Below are 22,530 nucleotides of genomic sequence, written 5' to 3'. Positions count from 1 at the left end.
AAGTACTTCAGCGGGAACTGAAACTTCCGGAAAGCGCCTGCGGCAGGGCTGGCCGGCCGCAGGCAGGAGGAGAATCTTACAGCACCCCTTTTGCACGAAGTGCGGCGATCTGCGCGGCGTTGTAGCCGAGGGTCTCGGCCAGCACCGCGTCGGTGTGCTCGCCCAGCAGCGGCGGGTGGCGCAGCGCCTGCGGCGGCGTCGCGCTCATCTTGATCGGGCTGCCGACCAGCCTGACCTCGCCCGCGCTCGGGTGCGGCAGGTCCACGCGCAGGCCGCGCGCCTTGACCTGGTCGTCGTCGAACACGTCGTCGAGCGTGTTGATCGGGCCGCATGGCACGCCCGCGGCTTCGAGGTCGCGGATCCATTGCGCGCGGGTGCGCGGGCGCACCATCTCGGCCAGGATCGGCACCAGCACGTCGCGGTTGGCCACGCGCTGCGGGTTCTTCGCAAAGCGCGGGTCGTCGGCCAGCTCGGGCTTGCCGCCGTCGGTGACGAACTTGCGGAACTGCCCGTCGTTGCCCACCGCGACGATGATCCAGCCATCGGCGGCCTGGAAGGTCTGGTAGGGCACGATGTTGGGGTGCGCGTTGCCCCAGCGGCGCGGCGCCTCGCCGCTGGCCAGGTAGTTGGTGTTCATGTTGGCCAGCATCGCCACCTGCACGTCAAGCAGCGCCATGTCGATGTACTGGCCCTCGCCGGTGCGGTCGCGGTGGGCGAGTGCCGCCAGCACGGCGATGGTGGCGTACTGGCCGGTCATCAGGTCGGAGATCGCCACGCCAGCCTTTTGCGGGCCGCCGCCGGGCAGGTCGTCGCGCTCGCCGGTCAGGCTCATGAAGCCGCCCATGCCCTGGATGATGAAGTCGTAGCCGGGGCGCGCCGCGTAGGGGCCGGTCTGGCCAAAGCCGGTGACCGAGCAGTAGACCAGGTCGGGCTTGACCTGCTTCAGCGAGTCGTAGTCGAGGCCATATTTTTTCAGCTGGCCGACCTTGTAGTTCTCCAGCACCACGTCGCTCTGCGCGGCCAGGTCGCGCACGATCTGCTGGCCTTCCGGCGTGCTGATGTCGCAGGTCACCGAGCGCTTGTTGCGGTTGGCGGCCAGGTAGTAGGCGGCCTCGGCGGTGTCGCGGCCGTCTTCGTCCTTGAGCCAGGGCGGGCCCCAGGTGCGGGTGTCGTCGCCGGCGCCGGGGCGTTCGATCTTGATCACGTCGGCGCCGAAATCGGCAAGGTTCTGGGCGCACCACGGCCCGGCGAGGACGCGGGTCAGGTCGAGGACGCGGAGATGGCTTAAGGCTCCCATGGCGGTATTCGAGGCAGAGGTAAGGCGGGGACTTGGATCCGGAATGCGGGCGGTCGGCGCGCCCCGGAAACGGGGCGGCGCGGGTTGGCTGCACTGTACCACCGGCAAACCGCCGGCGCCGTTATAAGTGACTTATGAGTATCTCGTCGTAATGGGATTTGGGGCGATAGCCGGCCGCTTCCCGGGCACCGTGCCTGACCTGCCCGACGGCCTGCCTTGCCCGTATAATCAACGGTTTGCAAATCCCATACTGATTCGTCGCGCCCGGCCACGCCAGGGCAAGCGTCCGCCATCCCATGAAAGTCTCAGACATTCGCAGCAAGTTCCTGCAGTTCTTCGAATCGAAGGGCCATACCGTGGTCCGCTCGTCCAGCCTGGTGCCGGCGAACGACCCGACGCTGCTGTTCACCAACTCCGGCATGGTGCAGTTCAAGGACGTGTTCCTGGGCACCGACAAGCGCCCGTACACCCGCGCGACCTCGTCGCAGCGCTCGGTGCGCGCCGGCGGCAAGCACAATGACCTCGAGAACGTCGGCTACACCGCGCGCCACCATACCTTCTTCGAGATGCTGGGCAACTTCTCGTTTGGCGACTACTTCAAGCGCGAAGCCATCCAGTACGCATGGGAACTGCTGACCAAGACCTACCAGCTGCCGGCCGAGAAGCTGTGGGTCACGGTCTACGCCGAGGACGACGAGGCCTACGACATCTGGGCGAAGGAAGTGGGCGTGCCGGCCGAGCGCATCGTGCGCATCGGCGACAACAAGGGCGCGCGCTATGCGTCGGACAATTTCTGGCAGATGGCCGACACCGGCCCGTGCGGCCCGTGCTCGGAAATCTTCTACGACCACGGCCCGGACGTGTGGGGCGGCCCGCCGGGATCGCCCGAGGAAGACGGCGACCGCTACATCGAGGTGTGGAACCTGGTGTTCATGCAGTTCAACCGCGACGAGCAGGGCAACATGACGCCGCTGCCCAAGCCGTGCGTCGATACCGGCATGGGCCTGGAGCGCATTGCCGCGGTGCTGCAGCACGTGCACAGCAATTATGAGATCGACCTGTTCCAGGCACTGATCCAGGCCGCCGCGCGTGAAACGCATACCGACAACCTGAACCAGAACTCGCTGAAGGTCATCGCCGACCATATCCGCGCGTGCGCGTTCCTGATCGTCGATGGCGTGATCCCCGGCAACGAAGGACGCGGCTACGTGCTGCGCCGGATCATCCGCCGCGCCATCCGCCATGGCTACAAGCTGGGCCAGAAGACCCCGTTCTTCCACAAGATGGTGGCCGATCTGGTCGGGCAGATGGGCCAGGCCTATCCCGAACTGGCTGAAGCCCAGTCGCGCGTGACCGAAGTGCTGAAGGCCGAGGAAGAGCGCTTCTTCGAGACCATCGAGAACGGCATGTCGATCCTGGACGCCGCGCTGGCCGACCTGAAGCTCAAGGGCGGCAAGACGCTCGACGGTGAACTCGCGTTCAAGCTGCACGACACCTTCGGCTTCCCGCTGGACCTGACCCAGGACGTGTGCCGCGAGCAGGAAATCGGCGTCGATGAAGCCGCGTTCGACGCCGCCATGAACCGCCAGCGCGAGCAGGCCCGCGCCGCCGGCAAGTTCAAGATGGCCGCCGGCCTCGAGTACACCGGCGACAAGACCGTGTTCCACGGCTACGAGAAGCTGGAACTGCCGCAGGCGAAGGTCACCGCGCTGTACGTCGATGGCGCCGCCGTCGACACCATGCAGCCCGGCCAGACCGGCGTGGTGGTGCTCGACCACACCCCGTTCTACGCCGAGTCCGGCGGCCAGGCCGGCGACCAGGGCGTGCTGACGGCTGGCAACGCCAGCTTCGCCGTCGCCGACACCACCAAGATCCAGGCCGACGTGTTCGGCCACCAGGGCACGCTGCAGGGCGGCGCGCTGAAGCTGGGCGACGCCGTCTCGGCGCAGGTCGACGCGCTGCGCCGTGCGCGCACCGTGCGCAACCACTCGGCCACCCACCTGATGCACAAGGCGCTGCGCGAAGTGCTGGGCAGCCACGTGCAGCAGAAGGGCTCGCTGGTCGATGCCGACAAGACCCGCTTCGACTTCTCGCACAACGCCGCGCTGACCGACGAGCAGATCCGCCGCGTCGAAGAGATCGTCAACGCCGAGATCCTGCGCAACGAGGACACGCACGCCGAGGTCATGCCGTTCGACGACGCGGTCAAGAGCGGCGCGATGGCGCTGTTCGGCGAGAAGTACGCCGACGACGTGCGCGTGCTGTCGATCGGCACCTCGAAGGAACTGTGCGGCGGCACCCACGTGCACCGCACCGGCGATATCGGCCTGTTCAAGATCGTGATGGAAGGCGGCGTCGCCGCCGGCATCCGCCGCGTCGAAGCCATCACCGGCGACAACGCGCTGCACTACCTGCAGGCACTGGATGCGAAGCTGAACGAAGCCGCCGCCGTGCTGAAGGCGCAGCCTTCTGAACTGGTGCCGCGCATCGGCCAGGTGCAGGAGCAGGTGCGCGCGCTGGAGAAGGAACTGGAGCGCCTGAAGAGCAAGCTGGCCGCCTCGCAGGGCGACGAGCTGGCCGCGCAGGCGGTCGACGTCAAGGGCCTGAAGGTGCTGGCCGCGCAGCTGGACGGCGCCGACGTCAAGACCCTGCGCGAGACCATGGACAAGCTCAAGGACAAGCTGCAGAGCGCCGCCATCGTGCTGGGCGCGGTCGCCGACGGCAAGGTCAGCCTGATCGCTGGTGTCACCGCCGATGCCACCGGCAAGGTCAAGGCCGGCGAGCTGGTCAACTTTGTCGCCCAGCAGGTGGGGGGCAAGGGCGGCGGCCGTCCCGATATGGCGCAGGCTGGCGGCACCGAGCCGGCCAAGCTGCCGCAGGCGCTGGCGGGCGTCAGCGAATGGGTGGCGGGCAAGGTTTGATCGGCTGACGGTTTGCTCCCCTCTCCCGCTTGCGGGAGAGGGGCAGGGGGTGAGGGCAGGCCTTTGCATACCGCAAACGGCTGACTCCGTTGATGCGCCCGGCCCTCACCCCAACCCTCTCCCGCTTGCGGGAGAGGGAGCACACAGCTGGTCGATGTACGTCGTCACAAAAGCAGGAAGCTCGCGTTTCCTGCTTTTTTTACTTTTCCGGCGTGCCTTTGCCGCTGCCCAGCACCGTCAACAACTCCATCGGCAGCGGAAACACAATGGTCGAACTCTTGTCCCCCGCGATCTGCGTCAGCGTCTGCATATAGCGCAGCTGCATTGCCTGCGGTTGCCGCGCCAGCATCTGCGCCGCTTCCAGCAGTTTTTCCGACGCCTGCAGTTCGCCCTCGGCATGGATCACCTTGGCGCGCCGCTCGCGTTCGGCCTCGGCCTGCCGCGCAATCGCGCGGATCATGGTCTCGTTCAGGTCGACGTGCTTGATCTCGACGTTGGAGACCTTGATGCCCCAGCCGTCGGTCTGCGCATCCAGCGCCTGCTGGATGTCCAGGTTCAGCTTCTCGCGCTCGGCCAGCATCTCGTCCAGCTCGTGCTTGCCCAGCACCGAGCGCAGCGTGGTCTGCGCCAGCTGGCTGGTGGCCTCGAGGAAATTCGCCACCTGGATGATGGCGCGCTCGGGATCGACCACGCGGAAGTACACCACCGCATTGACCTTGACCGAGACGTTGTCACGCGAGATCACGTCCTGCGGCGGCACGTCCATCACCACCGTGCGCAGGTCGACGCGGACCATCTGCTGCACCGCGGGGATCAGCAGCACCAGCCCGGGCCCCTTGACCTTCCAGAAGCGCCCGAGCATGAATACCACGCCGCGTTCGTATTCGCGCAGCACGCGGAACGAGGTGATCACCAGCAGTGCCAGCAGGAAGATCACACCGCCGAAACTGAATCCGTAGGCCATGGTCAGGCTCCCTTGTCTGGCGTCGGTTGGGATGAGGGCAGGGGGGCCGGCGCAGCGCTGCCGGCGGCGATCACTTCCAGCACCAGGCCATGGCGCGCCGTGACCAGCACGGGCGTGCCGCGAGCCAGCGGGGTGGTGCTGCGCACGCGCCAGGTCTCGCCGCGCACGGTGGCCCAGCCTTCGTCGCGCAGGTCGTCGATCAGCTCGCCGCGGCTGCCGACCAGCGTGTCGGCACCGCTGACCACCGGGCGCTTGCGCGAGCGCATCAGCATCGCCGACATGCCGAACACGAATACCGCCGACAGCGCCGACATCGCCAACACCATCGGCAGCGGCACGCCGAAGCCGGGCACGTCGGTGTCGATCAGCATCACCGCGCCGAAGGCAAAGGCGATGATGCCGCCCACGCCCAGCGCGCCGAAGGTGGGCAGGAACAGCTCCGCCACCATGCAGCCGATGCCCAGCGCCACCAGCGCCAGCCCGGCGTAGTTGACCGGCAGCATGTGCAGCGCGAACAGCGCCAGCAGCAGGCAGATCGCGCCGACGATGCCGGGCACCACCATGCCCGGCGTGGAGAACTCGAAGATCAGCGCGTAGATGCCGATCATCATCAGCAGCAGCGCCACGCTGGGCTCGGTAATGACGGCCAGGAAGCGGTTGCGCCAGTCCGGCTCCAGCGTCACCGAAGGGGCGTTGCGCGTGTGCAGCGTGCTGGCCTTGCCGCCGGCGGTGGTGAGCTTGCGCCCGTCGAGCTGCGCCAGCAGCGCGGGCAGGTCGGCCGCGACCACGTCGATCACGCGCTGCGCCAGCGCTTCGTCGGCCGACAGGCTGACCGATTCGCGCACCGCGCGCTCGGCCCATTCGGCGTTGCGCCCGCGCAGCTGCGCCAGGCCGCGGATATAGGCCGAGGCGTCGTGCAGCTGCTTGCGCGCCATGGCGTCGCCGCTCGCGGGGGCGCTGGCGGGCGCGCTGGCGGGGCTGGCGCCGGGCAGTGCGTCTGGCTTCTGCGGCCCGCCGATGCCGACCTGCACCGGCGTGGCCGCGCCCAGGTTGGTGCCCGGCGCCATCGCCGCGAGATGGCTGGCGTAGAGGATGTAGGTGCCGGCGCTGGCCGCGCGCGCGCCGCCGGGAGAGACATAAGTGGCCACCGGCACCGGCGAGGCCAGGATGGCCTGGATGATGTCGCGCATCGACGCATCCAGCCCGCCCGGGGTGTCCATTTGCAGCACCACCAGCTGCGCGCCGGCCTCGCGCGCCCGCGCCATGCCGCGCAGGACAAAGCTGGCGCTGGCCGGGCTGACCGCGCCTTTCAGCGGGATCACGTACACCGGCGCGGTGGCTGTGGCTGTGGCTGTGGTCGTTGCCGGCGGCGGCGCCGCGGTGCCGATGCCGCCGAAGGCAAGCGCGCAGCACGCCAGCGCCAGGCTGGACAGCAGCCGGAAGGCCCGCAGCAACGCGGTGGCAGGGTTCATGGCAGGGGCACGCAAGGTGCCGTGGTGGCGCCACTTCAAGTGTAGGCCACCGGGCACATCTTGCACGCGGCCCGGCGGTGCCGGGGCCGGCCGCTCAGGCCGCGGCCAGCTCGGGGCCGGGAGAGCCCGGAGATCCGGGTGAGAGCCCGGGCAGGGCCTCGACCAGTGCATGCAGCGCGGCACTGGCCATCGACGGCTGCCAGGCCAGCAGCGTGCGCACCCGGCCCGCCGCGCCCAGGCTGTGCTGGCGGATCGCCGGCAGGTCGCGGTACAGGCCCAGCACCGAGCGCGGCACGATCGCCGCGCCGATGCCCGCCGCGACGCAGGCGACGATCGCATGGTAGGAGCTGAGCTGCAGCACGCGCGGCGTCGGCGCCGCGCCGGTGCCGTACCAGGTCTCGAGCCGTGCGCGGTAGTTGCAGCCCGGTTCGAACGCCAGCAGCGTCGGCACTTCCAGGTCCGCCGCGCCGCGCACCGGGCGGTGGTGCTCGCGCGTGATCACCACCAGCTCTTCCTCGAACACCGGCACCGCGCGCAGCGCCGGGTCGGCCAGCGGTTCGGCGACAAAGGCGCAGTCCACCTCGAAGCGCGCCAGCGCATCGAAGGCCTGGCGCGTGGCCAGCGTCACCAGTTCCAGCTGCACCTCGGGCCAGGCCTGGTGATACGCGGCCAGCACCTGCGGCAGGCGGCTGGCGGCAGTGCTTTCCATCGACGCAATGCGCAGCCGCCCGTGCGGGCGCGCCGGCAACACCGCCTGGCGCGCCTCTTCGGTCAGGGTCAGGATGCGGCAGGCGTAGTCGAACAAGGTCTGCCCCGACGGCGTCAGCACCATGCGCCGCCCGTCGCGCACGAACAGCTCGACGCCCAGCGACTGCTCCAGCTGGCGGATGCGGGTGGTGACGTTGGACTGCACCCGGTGCAGCCGCTCGGCCGCGCGGGTGATGCCGCCGGTTTCGACGACGGTGCGGAAAATCTCGAGCGCGGCAAGGTCCATGGCTGGGCTCCGGGGTTATGCATCTGATTTCAAGATGTATGGCATCTTGATAATTCATTTTTTGGGATGCTGTTGGCAGCGTAGCATACAGGGATCGCAATGCAACGGCCGCCCCCACGGCCATCCATGATGCCGACGCCCCAAAGCCTTGAGCCCGAACACCCCGCCGCGCGCGCCGCCGCCGCATTGCCGCATCGCGCGGCCGGGCCGGTCGCGGTGGCGCTGGCCGGCCTGGTGTCGCTGGCGGTGGTGATGGGAATCGGCCGCTTCGCCTTCACGCCGCTGCTGCCGATGATGCTGCATGACGGCACCGTCACGCTGGACCAGGGCGGCTGGCTGGCGACGGTCAACTACATCGGCTATTTCATCGGCGCCGCGGTGTGCATGTTTATCCGGCCCGACGCGGTGCGCATGGTGCGGTGGGGTTTGGTGGCCACCGTGCTGCTGACGCTCGGCATGGCTTTGCCGGGCGGCATGCCGGCATGGTCGCTGTGGCGCGCCGCCGCGGGCGTGGCCAGCGCCGTGGTGATGGTCTACACCGCCGCCTGGTGCCTGCAGCGGCTGGCCGAACTGGGCCAGCCCGCGCTGGCCGGGCTGATCTTCTGCGGCCCGGGGCTGGGCATCGTGGTCACCGGGCTGGGTGCCTCCGGCATGGTCGGCGCGGGCTGGCAAGCGGAGCATGGCTGGCTGGCCTTCACCGCGCTGGGCGTGGTGCTGACTGCTGCGGTGTGGCGGATCTTCGTCGCGCCGCCGGCCGTGGCGGCCACGGCAGCGCCAGCGGCGCCGGCCCCGTCATCGCCGCCGGGCGGCGCGCGGCTCGACGCCCAGACCTGGGCGCTGACCTTTGCCTACGGCCTGGCCGGCTTCGGCTACATCATCACCGCGACCTTCCTGCCCGTGATCGCGCGCCAGGCGCTGCCCGGCACGGTTTGGGCCGACCTGTTCTGGCCGATCTTCGGCGCGGGCGTGGCGGTGGGCGCGTTCCTGGCCACGCGCGTCGGCATGGCGCACGACAACCGCAAGCTGCTGGCGCTGCTGTACGGCATGCAGGCGCTGGGCGTGGCGATCGCGGTGGTGTTGCCGAGCGTGGCCGGCTTTGCCCTGAGCAGCTTGCTGGCGGGCCTGCCGTTCACCGCGCTGGTGGCGTTTGCGATGCGCGAGGCGCGGCGGCTGTGGGGGCCGCAGGCGCCCCGGCTGATGGGCCTGATGACCGCGTCCTACGGCCTGGGCCAGATCGCCGGGCCGCCGCTGGCGACCGCGCTGGTGGCGCGCACCGGCGGCTTCGCCGCATCGCTGGCTTGCGCCGCGGCGGCGCTGGCGCTGGGCGCGCTGGTGTTCGCGTGGATGCGCCGCGCCTGGCCGCTGCCGTCTGCCTGATCAGCTACCCGAGCGCTACGCGCGGCTAAGAGGCCGCGCGCCAGGGTGCGCTAAAGTATGGCCTTTGCCGCCTGGCGCCACGCGAGCGGTTGCGCGACTGCCGTGCAGCCCGCGGCGCGGCACAGAAGGCCGGGGCCGTACCCGGCACGCCGGGCCGGGCGGCGCGAGGAGTCCCCCATGTCTTTTGCCTTGCAGCCCGCGCGCGCCGCCGGCGCTTCCCATCCCGTCTCGGCCGAAGAGCAGCGCGTGCGCGTCGACCTGGCCGCCGCCTATCGGCTGGCCGCGGTCGAGCGCTGGGATGACCTGATCTACACCCATATCTCGGCCACGGTGCCGGGCGAGCCGGATCACTTCCTGATCAACCCGTTCGGCTTTGCCTTCGACGAGATCCGCGCCAGCGACCTGGTCAAGATCAACGGCCGCGGCGAAGTCGTCGGCGACACCGTGCATCCGGTCAACGTGACCGGCTTCGCGCTGCACGCCGCGGTGCATGCCGCGCGCGCCGATGCCATGTGCGTGATGCACCTGCATAACACCGCCGGCATCGCCGTGTCGGCGCAGGCGGCGGGGCTGCTGCCGCTGTCGCAGCACGCCATGCGGTTCCATGGGCGCATGGCCTACCACGACTATGAAGGGCTGGCCTTTACCCCGGCCGAGGGCGCGCGGCTGACGGCATCGCTGAGCACGCATCCGGCCATGCTGTTGCGCAACCATGGCACGCTGACGGTAGGCCGCACCGTGGCCGAAGCCTATGTGCTGATGGCGACGCTGATCAAGGCCTGCGAGATCCAGATCGCGGCGCAGGCGGGCGGTGCGCTGGTGCAGCCCGACGCCGCCGTGGCGGACACGACCTCCGCGCAGCTCCATGACGACGGCGCCGTCGAAGGCGTGCTGGAATGGCCCGCGCTGCTGCGCAAACTGGATAGAATCGATCCTTCCTACCGGGACTGAAGGGGAGAGGTTTTCCCCGCCCGGACGACAACAATCAATCAAGCACAGGAGCAATGTATGCCGACTTTCCACGTCGAAATGTTTGAAGGCCGCACCATCGAGCAAAAGCGCAAGTTCGTCGAAGCAGTGACCCGCGTCAGCTGCGAGACGCTGGGCTGCTCGCCGTCGGCGGTCGACATCATCATCACCGACATCAAGCGCGAGAACTGGGCCACCGGCGGCGAGCTGTGGGCCGACAAGAAGTAAGGCGCCAGGCCGTCTCACACTGAACCCCATGCAGCACTTCGCCTCTGACAACTACGCCGGCTTCTGCCCGGAGTCGCTCAAGTACTTCCTGGAAGCCAACGGCAGCGGCCATGAGCAGGCCTATGGCGACGATACCTGGACGCAGAAGGTCTGCGACCGCATCCGCGACCTGTTCCAGACCGATTGCGAAGTGTTCTTCGTGTTCAACGGCACGGCGGCCAACTCGCTGGCGCTGTCGGCGCTGTGCCAGTCGTACCACTCGGTGATCTGCCATGAACTGGCGCATATCGAGACCGACGAATGCGGCGGGCCGGAGTTCTTCTCCAACGGCTCCAAGCTGCTGACCGCGCCGGGCGAGCACGGCAAGCTCACGCCCGATGCGGTCGAGGCGCTGGTCACGCGCCGTGCCGACATCCATTACCCCAAGCCCAAGGTGGTGTCGCTGACGCAGTCGACCGAGGTCGGCACCGTCTACAGCGTGGAAGAAGTGCGCGCGATCGCCGCCATCGCCAAGCGCCGGCAGCTGCGCGTGCATATGGACGGCGCGCGCTTTGCCAACGCGGTGGCGTCGCTGGGCGTGCATCCATCTGAAATCACCTGGCGCGCGGGCGTCGACGTGCTGTGCTTCGGCGGCACCAAGAACGGGCTGCCGGTGGGCGAGGCGGTGGTGTTCTTCGACCGCCGCCTGGCCGAGGACTTTGCCTACCGCGTCAAGCAGGCGGGGCAGCTGGCGTCGAAAATGCGCTTTATCTCGGCGCCGTGGCTGGGCTTGCTCGAGAACGACGTGTGGCTCGCCAACGCGCGCCATGCCAATGCGATGGCGCAGCTGCTGCAGCAGCGCATCCGCGATATTCCCGGTGTGCGCATCATGTTTCCGACGCAGTCGAATGCGGTCTTCGCCGAGCTGCCGCTGCCGGCGATCGAGGCGCTGCGCGCAAAGGGCTGGCGCTTCTATACCTTTATCGGCGCCGGCGGCTGCCGTTTCATGTGTGCATGGGACCTGCAGCCGCAGACGGTCGAGGCGCTCGCCGCCGACATGCGCACGGCTTGCGGCGCCTGACCGGCATTCCATACCTATAACGACGAGATCTTCAGGAGCCCCCAAATGCGATACCGATTCTGCCCGCAGTGCGGCGCGCCGCTCGAGGTGCTGCCGCTGTCCGGGCGCGAGCGCCACGCCTGCGTGCAGCAGGAATGCGGCTTCGTGCACTGGAACAATCCGCTGCCGGTGCTGGCGGCGGTGGTGGAGTACCAGGACAAGCTGCTGCTGGCGCGCAACGCCGCGTGGCCGGAGCAGATGTTTGCGCTGGTGACCGGCTTCCTGGAGCGCGACGAGCCGCCCGAGCTGGGCGTGGCGCGCGAGCTGAAGGAAGAGACCAACCTCGATACCGAATCGGTCGCGCTGATCGGCGTCTACGAGTTCATGCGCAAGAACGAACTGATCATCGCCTATCACGTCAAGGCGACCGGCACCGTCGCGCTGTCCGAGGAACTGGCCGAGTACAAGCTGGTGGCGCCCCAGGAAGTGCGCGTGTGGTCGGCCGGAACCGGCTTCGCGGTGGCCGACTGGCTTGCGGCGCGGGGCTACCCGGTGCGATTCTTCGACCGCCAGACCGGCGCCGACATTGACGACCCGCGCCGCCCGCACGACTTCAGCCAGGCCGGGGCTTCGCTACAATACCGCTGGTAAGGCTGGTGTTCCCGCCAGCCTCCCGGCCCCCAAGCATCAAAGGAAGAGACGAATGGAGTTCCAGAAAGAAGTGGACGCGCGCGGCCTGAACTGCCCGCTGCCGATCCTGCGCACCAAGAAGGCGCTGGCCGACATGGCCAGCGGCGACGTGCTCAAGGTGCTGGCCACCGATCCCGGCGCCACCCGCGATTTCCAGGCCTTTGCCAAGCAGACCGGCAACGAGCTGCTGTCGCACTCGGAAGTGGACAAGGTGTTCGTGTTCTACATGCGCCGCCGTTGAGCCCGGTTCCCGCCTGCGCGGGAACGACGGTAAAGAAGAAAAAAGCCGCTCGAAAGCGGCTTTTTTCTTGATGTGCAGGACAGCGATCAGCGTCCCAGCCCGTTCAGGTGTTCGCGCGATTCCAGGTAGGCGCTGAAATCGGTGCCCACTTCGGGGTGCTTCAGCGCGAACTCGACGGTCGCCTTCAGGTAGCCCAGCTTGCTGCCGCAGTCATAGCGGCGGCCCTGGTAGCGGTACGCCAGCACCTGCTCCTGGCCCAGCAGGGACTGGATCGCGTCGGTCAGCTGCAGCTCGCCGCCGGCGCCGGGCTTCAGTTCGCGCAGGTGGTCGAAGATGCGCGGCGTCAGGATGTAGCGCCCGACCACGCCGAGGTTGGACGGCGCGTCTTCCGGCGCCGGCTTCTCGACGATGCCCGAGACCTTGATCACGTCATCGTCCCATTCGCGGCCATCGATCACGCCGTAGGAGCGGCTTTGGTCGGGGGTGATTTCCTCGACGCCCAGCACCGAGCAGTTGTAGTGGTTGAAGGCATCGACCATCTGCTTCATCACCGGCGGGTTGCCGTCGATCAGGTCGTCGGCCAGCATCACCGCGAACGGGGTATCGCCCACCAGCTTGGCCGCGCACAGCACCGCGTGGCCCAGGCCCAGCGCTTCGGGCTGGCGCACGTAGTAGCACTCGACGTTGGCCGGCTTGATCGAGCGCACCACGTCCAGCAGCGCCTGCTTGTTCTTGGCTTCGAGCTCCACTTCCAGTTCGAAGGCCTTGTCGAAATGGTCCTCGATGGCGCGTTTCGAGCGGCCGGTGACGAAGATCATCTCGGTAATGCCGGCGGCCATGGCTTCTTCCACGGCGTACTGGATCAGCGGCTTGTCCACCACCGGCAGCATTTCCTTGGGGCTGGCCTTGGTGGCTGGCAGGAAGCGGGTGCCCAGGCCCGCAACCGGGAACACAGCCTTGGTGACGCGATTTTCCATATCAGGTGTACCTCTCAGATTCCAGTCCATAACCCTGCCAGCCCGCGCGGGCGCCGTCTGTCCGGTTCTGTCCGACGATGCCGCACAGAACCCCCGACTGGCAGGGGCGTGATGCAGGCCGCTGCCCGACCGTTGCGGGTCAGGCCGGCAGCCGTTGCAGCTGGCCCTGCAGCTTGGCCAGCGTCTGCTCGAAATCGGACAGGCGCTGCGTCTCTTGCGCCACCACCGCGGGCGGTGCCTTGGCGACAAAGCTCTCGTTCGACAGCTTGGCGCGGCACTTGCCGATTTCGCCACCGATGCGTTCGACTTCCTTCGACAGCCGCGCGCGCTCGGCGGCGACATCGATCTCGATCTTCAGCAGCAGGTGGTTGCCCCCGGCAATGGCGACCGGCGCACCGGCGCCCTCCGCTTGCAGGGTGGCTTCATCTTCGAAGACGCGCACCTCGGAAAGTTTCGCCAGCGCCTGGATATGTGCGCTCGCCGCCTTCAGGAAGGTGCTGTCGCCCTGCGCGTACAGCGGGATGCGCTGGGCCGGCGAGATATTCATCTCGCCGCGCAGGTTGCGGCAGGCGTCGATCACTTCCTTCAGGCGCGCGACCCACTGCTCGGCATTCTCGTCGATCTTGGCGGCGGCGGGCAGCGGATACGGCTGCAAAGCGATCGTTTCCGCACCATCGCCGCTGGCGCGGCCGGCCAGCGGGGCCACCTTCTGCCACAGTTCTTCGGTAATGAACGGGATCACCGGATGCGCCAGCCGCAGCACGGTTTCGAGCACGCGCAGCAGGGTGCGGCGCGTGGCGCGCTGCTGGGCTTCGGTGCCGTTCTGGATCTGCACCTTGGCCAGTTCCAGGTACCAGTCGCAGTACTCGTCCCAGACGAACTTGTAGATCGCGTTGGCGATATTGTCGAAGCGGTACTCGGCAAAGCCCTTTTCGACGTCGGCCTCAACGCGCTGCAGCAGCGACACGATCCAGCGGTCGGCCTGCGAGAAATCGAGGTAGCCGTCGGGGCCGCAGTCGTTGTTGCACGGGCCCATGCCGCAGTCGTGGCCCTCAGTGTTCATCAGCACGAAGCGGGTCGCGTTCCACAGCTTGTTGCAGAAGTTGCGGTAGCCCTCGCAGCGGCCGGTATCGAAGTTGATATTGCGCCCGAGCGTGGCCAGCGAGGCAAAGGTGAAGCGCAGCGCGTCGGCGCCGAAGGCCGGAATGCCTTCGGGGAATTCCTTCTTGGTCTTCTTCTCGATCTTGGGCGCGTCCTTGGGGCGGCGCAGGCCGGTGGTGCGCTTCTTCAGCAGCGTGTCGAGGTCGATGCCGTCGATCAGGTCCACCGGGTCGAGCGTGTTGCCCTCGGACTTGCTCATCTTCTTGCCTTCCGAGTCGCGCACCAGGCCGTGCACGTAAACGGTATGGAAGGGCACCTTGCCGGTGAAGTGCTTGGTCATCATGACCATGCGCGCCACCCAGAAGAAGATGATGTCGTAGCCGGTGACCAGCACCGACGACGGCAGGAAGTGCTTCAGCTCGGGCGTTTCCTCGGGCCAGCCCAGCGAGGAGAACGGCACCAGCGCCGACGAGAACCAGGTGTCGAGCACGTCTTCCTCGCGGCGCAGCGCGCCGGTGCTGCCGGCGGCGCGCGCCTTGGCGGCGGCCTCTTCCTCGGTGCGGCCGACGAAGCAGTTGCCGACGTCGTCGTACCACGCCGGGATCTGGTGGCCCCACCACAGCTGGCGCGAGATGCACCAGTCCTGGATATTGCCCAGCCACTGGTTGTAGGTGCTGATCCAGTTCTCCGGCACCAGCTTGATCTCGCCGCTCTGCACGGCCTCGAGCGCCACCTCGGCGATCGAGCGGCCCGGGTAGAAGGTGCCTTCCGGCGCGGGCTTGCTCATGGCGACGAACCACTGGTCGGTCAGCATCGGCTCGATCGCGCTGCCGGTGCGCTCGCTGCGCGGCGTCATCAGCTTGTGCTTCTTGACGTCTTCGAGCAGGCCCCGCTTGTCGAGGTCGTCGACGATGGCCTTGCGCGCATCGAAGCGGTCCAGGCCGGCATAGGCGGCGGGGGCGTCGGCGACGATCTTCGCGTCCAGCGTCAGGATCGACAGCTGCGGCAGGTTGTGGCGCAGGCCCACCGCATAGTCGTTGAAGTCATGGCCCGGCGTCACCTTGACCACGCCGGTGCCGAACTCGCGGTCGACGTATTCGTCGGCGATCACCGGGATCTGGCGGCCGGTCAGCGGCAGGTGCACCGACTTGCCGATCAGGTGCGCGTAGCGCTCGTCTTCCGGATGCACCATCACGGCGACGTCGCCGAGCATGGTTTCCGGGCGCGTGGTGGCCACGGTCAGGTGGGTCAGGCCCCCCTTGGCGTCAGCCTCGACCAGCGGATAGCGGATATGCCACAGCGAGCCTTCTTCCTCGACGCTGTCGACTTCCAGGTCCGACACCGCGGTGCCCAGCACCGGATCCCAGTTGACCAGCCGCTTGCCGCGGTAGATCAGGCCCTGCTCGTACAGCCGCACGAAGACCTCGGTGACCGCCTTCGACATCTCCGGCGACATCGTGAAGTACTCGCGGCTCCAGTCGATCGACGCGCCCATGCGCCGCACCTGGCGGGTGATGGTCGAGCCCGACTCTTCCTTCCAGGCCCACACCTTCTCGGTGAACTTCTCGCGGCCCAGGTCATGGCGCGACACGCCCTGGCCTTCCAGCTGGCGCTCCACCACGATCTGCGTGGCGATGCCGGCGTGGTCGGTGCCCGGCACCCACAGCGTATTGGCGCCGGCCATGCGCGCATGGCGTGCCAGGCCATCCATGATGGTCTGGTTGAAAGCATGGCCCATATGCAGCGTGCCGGTCACATTGGGCGGCGGCAGCTGGATCGCGAAGTCCGGGCGGGCGGGGTCGAAAGTCGGCTTGGCAATGCCGCGCTTCTCCCACTCGGGGCCCCATTTCGCCTCGATGGCGGCGGGTTCGAAGCTCTTGGCAAGCGATTGGTCTTGGGCGGTCATGCTGGGATGTCGAGGTTGGCGTCTGGATGCGTGGCAGGTGCGGTGGCCTGCGCCTGGCGGTCGCTGGCGGCCTGTCAGGGCCGGCCTGGCGCCAGTGAAACCACAAATTATACGGGGGCGGGCGCCCGGTGCCTATTTCGCCGCCAGCGGCGCGCGCTGGCGGCCGGCGCGGGGCAGGCCCCCCGGTATAATTGCGGCGACTCCACTAGGCCCCTCCGATGTCCGACCTGCTCGCCAACCTGAACGCCGAACAACTAGCCGCCGTCACCCTGCCCGACGAACCGGCGCTGATCCTGGCGGGCGCGGGCAGCGGCAAGACCCGCGTGCTGACCACGCGCATCGCCTGGCTGATCCAGAACGGCCATGTCTCGCCCGCCGGCATCCTGGCGGTGACCTTCACCAACAAGGCCGCCAAGGAAATGCAGACGCGGCTGTCGTCGATGCTGCCGATCAACACCCGCGGCATGTGGATCGGCACCTTCCACGGCCTGTGCAACCGCATGCTGCGCGCGCATTTCCGCGACGCCGGGCTGCCGCAGACCTTTGCCATCCTGGACAGCCAGGACCAGCTCTCGGCGCTGAAGCGGCTGCTCAAGTCGCTCAACGTCGACGACGAGAAATACCCGGCCAAGAACCTGCAGTACTTCATCAACAACGCCAAGGAGCAGGGCCTGCGCCCGGCCGATGTCGAGGCCAACGACGACTTCAACAAGCGCTTCGTCGACCTCTACGCCGCCTACGACATGCAGTGCCAGCGCGAGGGCGTGGTCGACTTCGCCGAATTGCTGCTGCGCTGCTACGAGCTGCTGCGCTACAACGACGCCATCCGCCAGCACTACCAGCACCGCTTCCGCCACGTGCTGGTCGACGAGTTCCAGGACACCAACGTGCTGCAGTACCAGTGGCTCAAGCTGCTGGCCGGCCACGGCACGCAGAACCCGGCCGCGGTCTTTGCCGTGGGCGACGACGACCAGAGCATCTACGCCTTCCGCGGCGCCAACGTCGGCAATATGCGCGACTTCGAGCATGAGTTCCGCGTGCGCCGGATGATCAAGCTCGAGCAGAACTACCGCTCGCACGGGCATATCCTGGATTCGGCCAACCACCTGATCTCGCACAACGCGCGCCGCCTGGGCAAGAACCTGCGCACCGATGCCGGCCACGGCGAGCCGGTGCGCGTGTTCCAGGGCGGCTCCGACGGCCAGGAAGCGGCCTGGATCATCGAGGAGATCCGCGACCAGATCGCGCAGGGCGCGAGCCGCGCCGAGATCGCCATCCTGTACCGCAGCAACGCGCAGTCGCGCGTGATCGAGCACGCGCTGTTCTCGGCGGGCATCCCGTACCGCGTGTACGGCGGCCTGCGCTTCTTCGAGCGCGCCGAAATCAAGCACGCGCTGGCCTATATGCAGCTGCTGGAAAACCCGCGCAACGACGCCGCCTTCGGCCGCGTGGTCAACTTCCCGGCGCGCGGCATCGGCGCGCGCTCGCTGGAAGTGCTGCAGGACATGGCGCGCCAGTATGACTGCGCGCTGGCCGAGGCGGTGGCCTACGTGCCCGGCGCGGCCGGCAGCAAGCTGGCCGCGTTCACGCGGCTGATCGACAAGATGCGCGACGACACGCGCCGCATGACGCTGGCCGAGACCGTCGAATACGTAATCAACCACAGCGGCCTGATCACCCACTACCAGGGCGAGAAGGAAGGCCAGGACCGCATCGAGAACCTGCAGGAACTGGTGACCGCCGCGCAGGCCTTCGTGGTCGAGGAGGGCTACGGCCTGGAAGCGCTGGCCGCGGTGATCCCGGCCGACCGCGGCCCCGCCACGCCGGTGCTGGCCGATGGCGACCAGTCGCAGCAGCTGCTCGATCCCGAGGCGCTGCCGGTGGTGATGACGCCGCTGGTCGCGTTCCTGACCCACGCCTCGCTCGAGGCCGGCGACAACCAGGCCCAGGCCGGCCAGGACGCGGTGCAGATGATGACCGTGCACGCGGCCAAGGGGCTGGAGTTCGACGTGGTCTTCATCAGCGGCATGGAAGAAGGGCTGTTTCCGCACGAGAACAGCATGATGGATCCCGACGGCCTGGAGGAAGAGCGCCGCCTGATGTACGTGGCGATCACGCGCGCGCGCAAGCGGCTCTATATGTCGTTCGCGCAAAGCCGCATGCTGCATGGCCAGACCCGCTACCACGTGCGCTCGCGCTTCTTCGAGGAACTGCCCGAGGCCTCGCTCAAGTGGCTGACCCCGCCGGCGCAGAGCTACGGCGGCGTGCGCCGCCAGGAACGCGACAACGCCTGGGGCCGCGACTGGTTCCGCAAGCCCGAGGACGTGCCCTATACCGGCACCAGGCCGACCGGCGGCATGGACCGCGGCAACGGCTATGCCGATGCCAAGCGCGAGGCCGGCACCGGCTTCCGCGTGGGCCAGTCGGTGTTCCACAACAAGTTCGGCGAGGGCGTGATCACCGCGCTGGAGGGCGAGGGCGCGGACGCGCGCGCCAATATCAACTTCAAGCGCCACGGGGCCAAGTGGCTGGCGCTGTCGGTGGCGAAGCTGGACGCGATCGATTGAGATAGCGCGCGCGGTCTCGCGCGCCGCGGGTTTGCTCCCCTCTCCCGCTTGCGGGAGAGGGGCCGGGGGTGAGGGCAGGCGGGTCAAAGGCTGAGGCCCGTGGGTTAAAACCGGTGGCCCCGCTTGATGTGGTGCCTAGCCAGACCACCCCTCACCCCGACCCTCTCCCCATGAGGGGAGAGGGAGAACACCTTGCCTGGGCCAGAGCGGGCGGCTTGGGAGCACCCAAAACCGCTCGCTCTAGCTTGCGCTTCAGACCGCCGGCGCGGCCGGTTCGACTCCCGGCGGGGTCACGTTGAAGCAGCCCCGGTACGTCGCATAGAACGAGCAATACAGGATCGCCAGCATCAGCAGCGAATACGGCGTCACCAAAAACGACAGCACGGTCTCGGCGCCGAAGGCGCTGAACACCGCTTCGAGGAAGAACGGAATCGCCACCAGCAGCATCGCGAACAGCACCGCGTAGGTGAAGAACGCGCCGCGGTTGCGCCAGCACGCGGTCCAGCTGAAGAACAGCGCCTTGACCGGCGGCACGCCGTGCCAGGCGGCCAGCAGCGGCGCGAACCAGAACATCATCGCGATCGGCGTGTACAGCAGCGCGCCGATCAGCATGGCGTAGTACAGCTGGCGCACCGCCTCGGCGGTGGGCGCCTCTTCTTTCAGCACGATCGGCACCAGCGCGCTCATGTCGACCACCGCGCCGGCGATCAGGCCCAGCACGAATACCAGCCCGGCGTAGATGCCGCCCAGCACCAGCAGGTTGCGCGTGGCTTCCTTGCCGTTGGCGCGGAAGCCGGCCAGCAGCACGGTGGGCAGCACCCGCTTGTTCTGGATCACGTCGCGGCAGGCGGTCATCACGCCGACCGACAGGCCGGGCGTGACCACCAGCAGCGCGATGATGCCGACCAGCGGCACCACGATGGCCAGCTGCGCGGCGATCAGGTAGACGAACAGCAGCATCAGGAAGGTCAGCGGGTTCTTGCGGAACAGCCAGATGCCCTGGCGGAACCAGGTGTAGCCTTCCTTGGCGGGGACTTCCAGTAGTTGCATACGGGTCAGATCCAGGGGAGCGGGGCGCTCGCAGGGTTCGCGGGTTGTGCGTCGAGGCGCCGGCGCAGGATGCGTTCGAAATGGGCCGGATCGTGCGGCTGCAGCATGTCGGCCTCGCGCGGCAGGTAGAAGTCCCACAGTCGCGACACCCAGAAGCGCAGCGCGCCCGCGCGCAGCATGTCCTGCCAGTGCGCGGCCTCGGTCTCGGTCAGCGGCCTGACCGCATGATAAGCCCGCAGCAGCGCCTGCGCGCGCGCGGGGTCGAGTTCGCCGGTAGCCAGGTCGATGCACCAGTCGTTGACGGTGACCGCGACGTCGAACAGCCACTTGTCATGGCCGGCGAAGTAGAAATCGAAGAAGCCGCCCAGCCGGTGGCGGCCGCTGCCGTCTTCCTCGAACAGCGCGTTGTCGCGGAACAGGTCGCAGTGGCACGGGCCTTCGCCCAGGCTGGCATACGCGGCGCTGGCGAAGAACGCGGCCTGGTGGGCGATTTCCCGTTGCAGCAGCGCGCGCTGGCCGGCATCGAGGAAGGGCAGGATCTCGCGCTCGGTCTGCTGCCACCAGGGCAGGCTGCGCAGGTTGGGCTGGCGCCGCGGGTAGTCCGTGCCGGCCAGGTGCATGCGCGCCAGCATGTCGCCGACCTCGGCGCAGTGCTGCGCGTCGGGGGCGAGCTGCGACGCGCCCGGCAGGCGCGTGACGATGGTGGCGGGCTTGCCCTTGAGCGGGCGCAGGATCTCGCCGTCGCGCGCCGGGATCGGCGCGGGCACGCGGATGCCGCGCTCGGCCAGGTGCGCCATCAGGTGCAGGTAATACGGCAGCTGCGCGAACGACAGCCGCTCGAAGATGGTCAGCACGTACTGGCGCGTCTGGCCCTCGTGCTCCATGGTGAGGAAGAAATTGCTGTTCTCGATGCCCGAGGCGATGCCGCGCAGTTCGCGCACTTCGCCAAGGTCGAAATCCAGCAGCCAGCGTGCGATCTCGTCCTGCGAGACCGTGGTGAATACGGCCATACTCGTTGTGTGAAGCGAATCGGAAAGCGGCGGGCGCCTGTTTCGGACAAAGTCCGGGCCGCCGCCGCGGCATGACTGCCGGAGGGCCGGCGCGGCCTGGCGCTCATGCCAGGCCGTGGGCAAGCGGGTTCAGAACTTCAGGTTGACCGAAGGCACGCGGTTGACGTCGTGCTCGCGGATCTTGGGCGAGCTGTCTTCCGGCTTGCTCATCTCGTACCTGGTGCCGAAACCCGATTTGACCTGGATATCGGTGGCGCGGCCCTTGTCGCGGTACTCGCGCACCTGGGTGCCGTCGCGTTCGTTCAGCTGGAAGCTCGGCTCGCGCGGCTGGTTCAGCTGCGACCTGGCGGCCGGGGCGATCGGCTGGTTGTTGATCTGGTTCAGCTCCTGCTGGGTCAGCGCATTGCTTTCCTGCGCGACGGCCCAGCCGGAGGCCAGCGCCAGCGCGGCGGCCACGGCCAGGCCGGACACGGGCCGCCTGGCAGGCGATTCAGGCTCGCCGACGTCGGCAGACCGCGTGGGCCGGACCGGGCGGGCGGTGGAGGGGGAGGTCATCAGGGGCTCCTGTGCGGGGCTGCGGCGCGGCTTGCGCGCAACCCCGCGGCATGCGGCGGTTGGACTGCAACCCGGCGGCGCCGGGCTTGGCAGACGGACAGGTTCCATTCTAGCAATTCCTGCCCCGCACAGGCCGCCGCCGTGCCCCGCGGGGCACCTGCGCCACGGTGCCGGGTGGCGCATGCGTGGCCGCGGCGCACCGGTCGTGCCGAGCCCCCGGGCCTTACAGGTAGAACATCTCTTCCTTTGGCGGAATCGGCTTGTCGCCGCCGCGCTGCTCGTAGTAGTCGTAGACCGCTTCCAGCACTTCGTGCGGCTCGTCGACGATCTTCATCAGGTCCAGGTCGTGCTCGGCGATCAGGCCCATCGGCAGCAGCGTGAAGCGGAACCAGTCCAGCAGCCCCTTCCAGAAGCGGCTGCCGAACATGATCACCGGCACCGAGCGCGACTTGCCGGTCTGCACCAGCGTCAGCACCTCGGCCAGTTCGTCGAGCGTGCCGAAGCCGCCCGGCATCACGATAAAGGCGTCCGAATTCTTGACGAAGGTGACCTTGCGCGTGAAGAAATGGCGAAAGCGCATGGCAATGTCCTGGTACGGATTGCCCTGCTGCTCGTGCGGCAGTTCGATGTTCAGGCCGACGCTGGCCGACTTGCCGGCGTGCGCGCCCTTGTTGGCCGCTTCCATGATGCCGGGGCCGCCGCCGGAGATCACGGCAAAGCCGGCGTCCGAGAACAGCCGGGCGATCTCGATGGTGCGCTGGTAGTACGGGGAATCCTCGCGCAGGCGCGCGCTGCCGTAGATCGACACCGCCGGACGGATCTCGGACAGGTACTCGGTGGCCTCGATGAACTCTGCCATAATCGTGAACATTTGCCATGAGGCGCGCGCCTTCTTTGCGGTAGCGCGGTCTTCGTCGGCCAGCGCACGCAGGCTGGGGATCATCTTGCGCGGATTGGCGCGCGCCGCCGCCGCCGCAGCCTTTTCAGCAGCAACTTCCGGCGGATTGCCCGCGGCGGCGGCATCGGCCGCGGCGGCTACGGCCGCGGCGTGCTCGGCGGCAGCCTCCGGCGGGGGTTGTACGGTATCGCCGGAGATATCAGCAACATCCGGGTCAGCAAGGGGGGCGGTCGAGGCACCGCCTGCAGCGGCACCAGTCAATTTTGAGTCCATG

Annotated in this window: 18 protein-coding genes; 8 read left to right on the top strand and 10 right to left on the bottom strand. The window is 68.1% G+C overall.

What is annotated here, in order from left to right; genetic code table 11:
- Positions 1–76: 76 nt before the first annotated feature.
- Complete coding sequence (locus CBM2594_RS12265) at positions 77–1,297, bottom strand: CaiB/BaiF CoA transferase family protein (protein ID WP_116357054.1); 1,221 nt, start codon at positions 1,295–1,297, stop codon at positions 77–79.
- A gap of 296 nt (positions 1,298–1,593) precedes the next feature.
- Here CBM2594_RS12265 and alaS point away from each other — a divergent pair, with 296 nt between their 5' ends.
- Positions 1,594–4,218, top strand: coding sequence for an alanine--tRNA ligase (alaS, locus tag CBM2594_RS12260; RefSeq protein ID WP_116357053.1), 2,625 nt, complete (start codon positions 1,594–1,596; stop codon positions 4,216–4,218).
- A gap of 199 nt (positions 4,219–4,417) precedes the next feature.
- Here the strand turns inward: alaS and CBM2594_RS12255 are convergent, their stop codons facing one another.
- The 3 genes from CBM2594_RS12255 to CBM2594_RS12245 form a co-directional block, all read right to left on the bottom strand.
- The gene (locus tag CBM2594_RS12255) at positions 4,418–5,182 is read right to left on the bottom strand and encodes a slipin family protein (protein ID WP_116357052.1); all 765 of its coding nucleotides are present in this window, start codon (positions 5,180–5,182) and stop codon (positions 4,418–4,420) included.
- A 2-nt stretch (positions 5,183–5,184) separates the two neighbouring features.
- Positions 5,185–6,654, bottom strand: a complete 1,470-nt coding sequence (locus tag CBM2594_RS12250) for an NfeD family protein (protein ID WP_116357051.1) — start codon at positions 6,652–6,654, stop codon at positions 5,185–5,187.
- A gap of 94 nt (positions 6,655–6,748) precedes the next feature.
- Entirely contained in the window at positions 6,749–7,648 is a 900-nt protein-coding gene (locus CBM2594_RS12245; RefSeq protein ID WP_116357050.1) for a LysR family transcriptional regulator, read from the bottom strand.
- 129 nt (positions 7,649–7,777) lie between these two features.
- On the opposite strand from CBM2594_RS12245, the gene CBM2594_RS12240 reads away from it, so the two are divergent.
- The 6 genes from CBM2594_RS12240 to CBM2594_RS12215 all read left to right on the top strand — a co-directional run bounded on the left by CBM2594_RS12240 (position 7,778) and on the right by CBM2594_RS12215 (position 12,192).
- Positions 7,778–9,025 carry a YbfB/YjiJ family MFS transporter gene (locus CBM2594_RS12240; protein WP_116357776.1) on the top strand — a complete coding sequence of 416 codons (1,248 nt, stop codon included), beginning with the start codon at positions 7,778–7,780 and terminating at the stop codon, positions 9,023–9,025.
- Between the two features lie 177 nt (positions 9,026–9,202).
- The gene (locus tag CBM2594_RS12235; protein WP_116357049.1) at positions 9,203–9,976 is read left to right on the top strand and encodes a class II aldolase/adducin family protein; all 774 of its coding nucleotides are present in this window, start codon (positions 9,203–9,205) and stop codon (positions 9,974–9,976) included.
- 57 nt (positions 9,977–10,033) lie between these two features.
- Positions 10,034–10,222, top strand: coding sequence for a 4-oxalocrotonate tautomerase (locus CBM2594_RS12230; RefSeq protein ID WP_111521985.1), 189 nt, complete (start codon positions 10,034–10,036; stop codon positions 10,220–10,222).
- Positions 10,223–10,250: 28 nt separating this feature from the next.
- On the top strand, positions 10,251–11,282 hold the full coding sequence (locus CBM2594_RS12225; protein ID WP_116357048.1) for a threonine aldolase family protein: 1,032 nt from the start codon (positions 10,251–10,253) through the stop codon (positions 11,280–11,282).
- A 45-nt stretch (positions 11,283–11,327) separates the two neighbouring features.
- Positions 11,328–11,912 (top strand): NUDIX domain-containing protein, encoded by a 585-nt coding sequence (locus CBM2594_RS12220; RefSeq protein ID WP_116357047.1) that lies wholly within the window; start codon positions 11,328–11,330, stop codon positions 11,910–11,912.
- 52 nt (positions 11,913–11,964) lie between these two features.
- Positions 11,965–12,192: a sulfurtransferase TusA family protein gene (locus CBM2594_RS12215; protein WP_010813669.1), complete on the top strand. Its 228-nt coding sequence runs from the start codon at positions 11,965–11,967 to the stop codon at positions 12,190–12,192.
- A gap of 86 nt (positions 12,193–12,278) precedes the next feature.
- Here the strand turns inward: CBM2594_RS12215 and galU are convergent, their stop codons facing one another.
- The gene (gene galU / locus CBM2594_RS12210; RefSeq protein WP_116357046.1) at positions 12,279–13,169 is read right to left on the bottom strand and encodes a UTP--glucose-1-phosphate uridylyltransferase GalU; all 891 of its coding nucleotides are present in this window, start codon (positions 13,167–13,169) and stop codon (positions 12,279–12,281) included.
- Positions 13,170–13,308: 139 nt separating this feature from the next.
- Complete coding sequence (locus CBM2594_RS12205) at positions 13,309–16,176, bottom strand: valine--tRNA ligase (protein ID WP_116357045.1); 2,868 nt, start codon at positions 16,174–16,176, stop codon at positions 13,309–13,311.
- A 218-nt stretch (positions 16,177–16,394) separates the two neighbouring features.
- Here CBM2594_RS12205 and CBM2594_RS12200 point away from each other — a divergent pair, with 218 nt between their 5' ends.
- Complete coding sequence (locus CBM2594_RS12200) at positions 16,395–18,743, top strand: UvrD-helicase domain-containing protein (RefSeq protein WP_116357044.1); 2,349 nt, start codon at positions 16,395–16,397, stop codon at positions 18,741–18,743.
- Between the two features lie 252 nt (positions 18,744–18,995).
- Here the strand turns inward: CBM2594_RS12200 and CBM2594_RS12195 are convergent, their stop codons facing one another.
- The 4 genes from CBM2594_RS12195 to CBM2594_RS12180 form a co-directional block, all read right to left on the bottom strand.
- Positions 18,996–19,793 carry a BPSS1780 family membrane protein gene (locus tag CBM2594_RS12195; protein WP_116357043.1) on the bottom strand — a complete coding sequence of 266 codons (798 nt, stop codon included), beginning with the start codon at positions 19,791–19,793 and terminating at the stop codon, positions 18,996–18,998.
- Between the two features lie 5 nt (positions 19,794–19,798).
- Positions 19,799–20,803: a homoserine kinase gene (locus CBM2594_RS12190; RefSeq protein WP_116357042.1), complete on the bottom strand. Its 1,005-nt coding sequence runs from the start codon at positions 20,801–20,803 to the stop codon at positions 19,799–19,801.
- Between the two features lie 129 nt (positions 20,804–20,932).
- Complete coding sequence (locus CBM2594_RS12185) at positions 20,933–21,358, bottom strand: hypothetical protein (RefSeq protein ID WP_116357041.1); 426 nt, start codon at positions 21,356–21,358, stop codon at positions 20,933–20,935.
- 223 nt (positions 21,359–21,581) lie between these two features.
- On the bottom strand, positions 21,582–22,529 hold the full coding sequence (locus tag CBM2594_RS12180; protein ID WP_232346605.1) for a TIGR00730 family Rossman fold protein: 948 nt from the start codon (positions 22,527–22,529) through the stop codon (positions 21,582–21,584).
- Between the last annotated feature and the right edge of the window lies 1 nt (position 22,530).

It is taken from the genome of Cupriavidus taiwanensis (assembly GCF_900249755.1).
Taxonomy (GTDB): Bacteria; Pseudomonadota; Gammaproteobacteria; order Burkholderiales; family Burkholderiaceae; genus Cupriavidus; species Cupriavidus taiwanensis_D.
The sequence above is the reverse complement of the archived record's forward strand: the minus strand, read 5'-3'. Positions and strand labels throughout refer to the sequence as shown.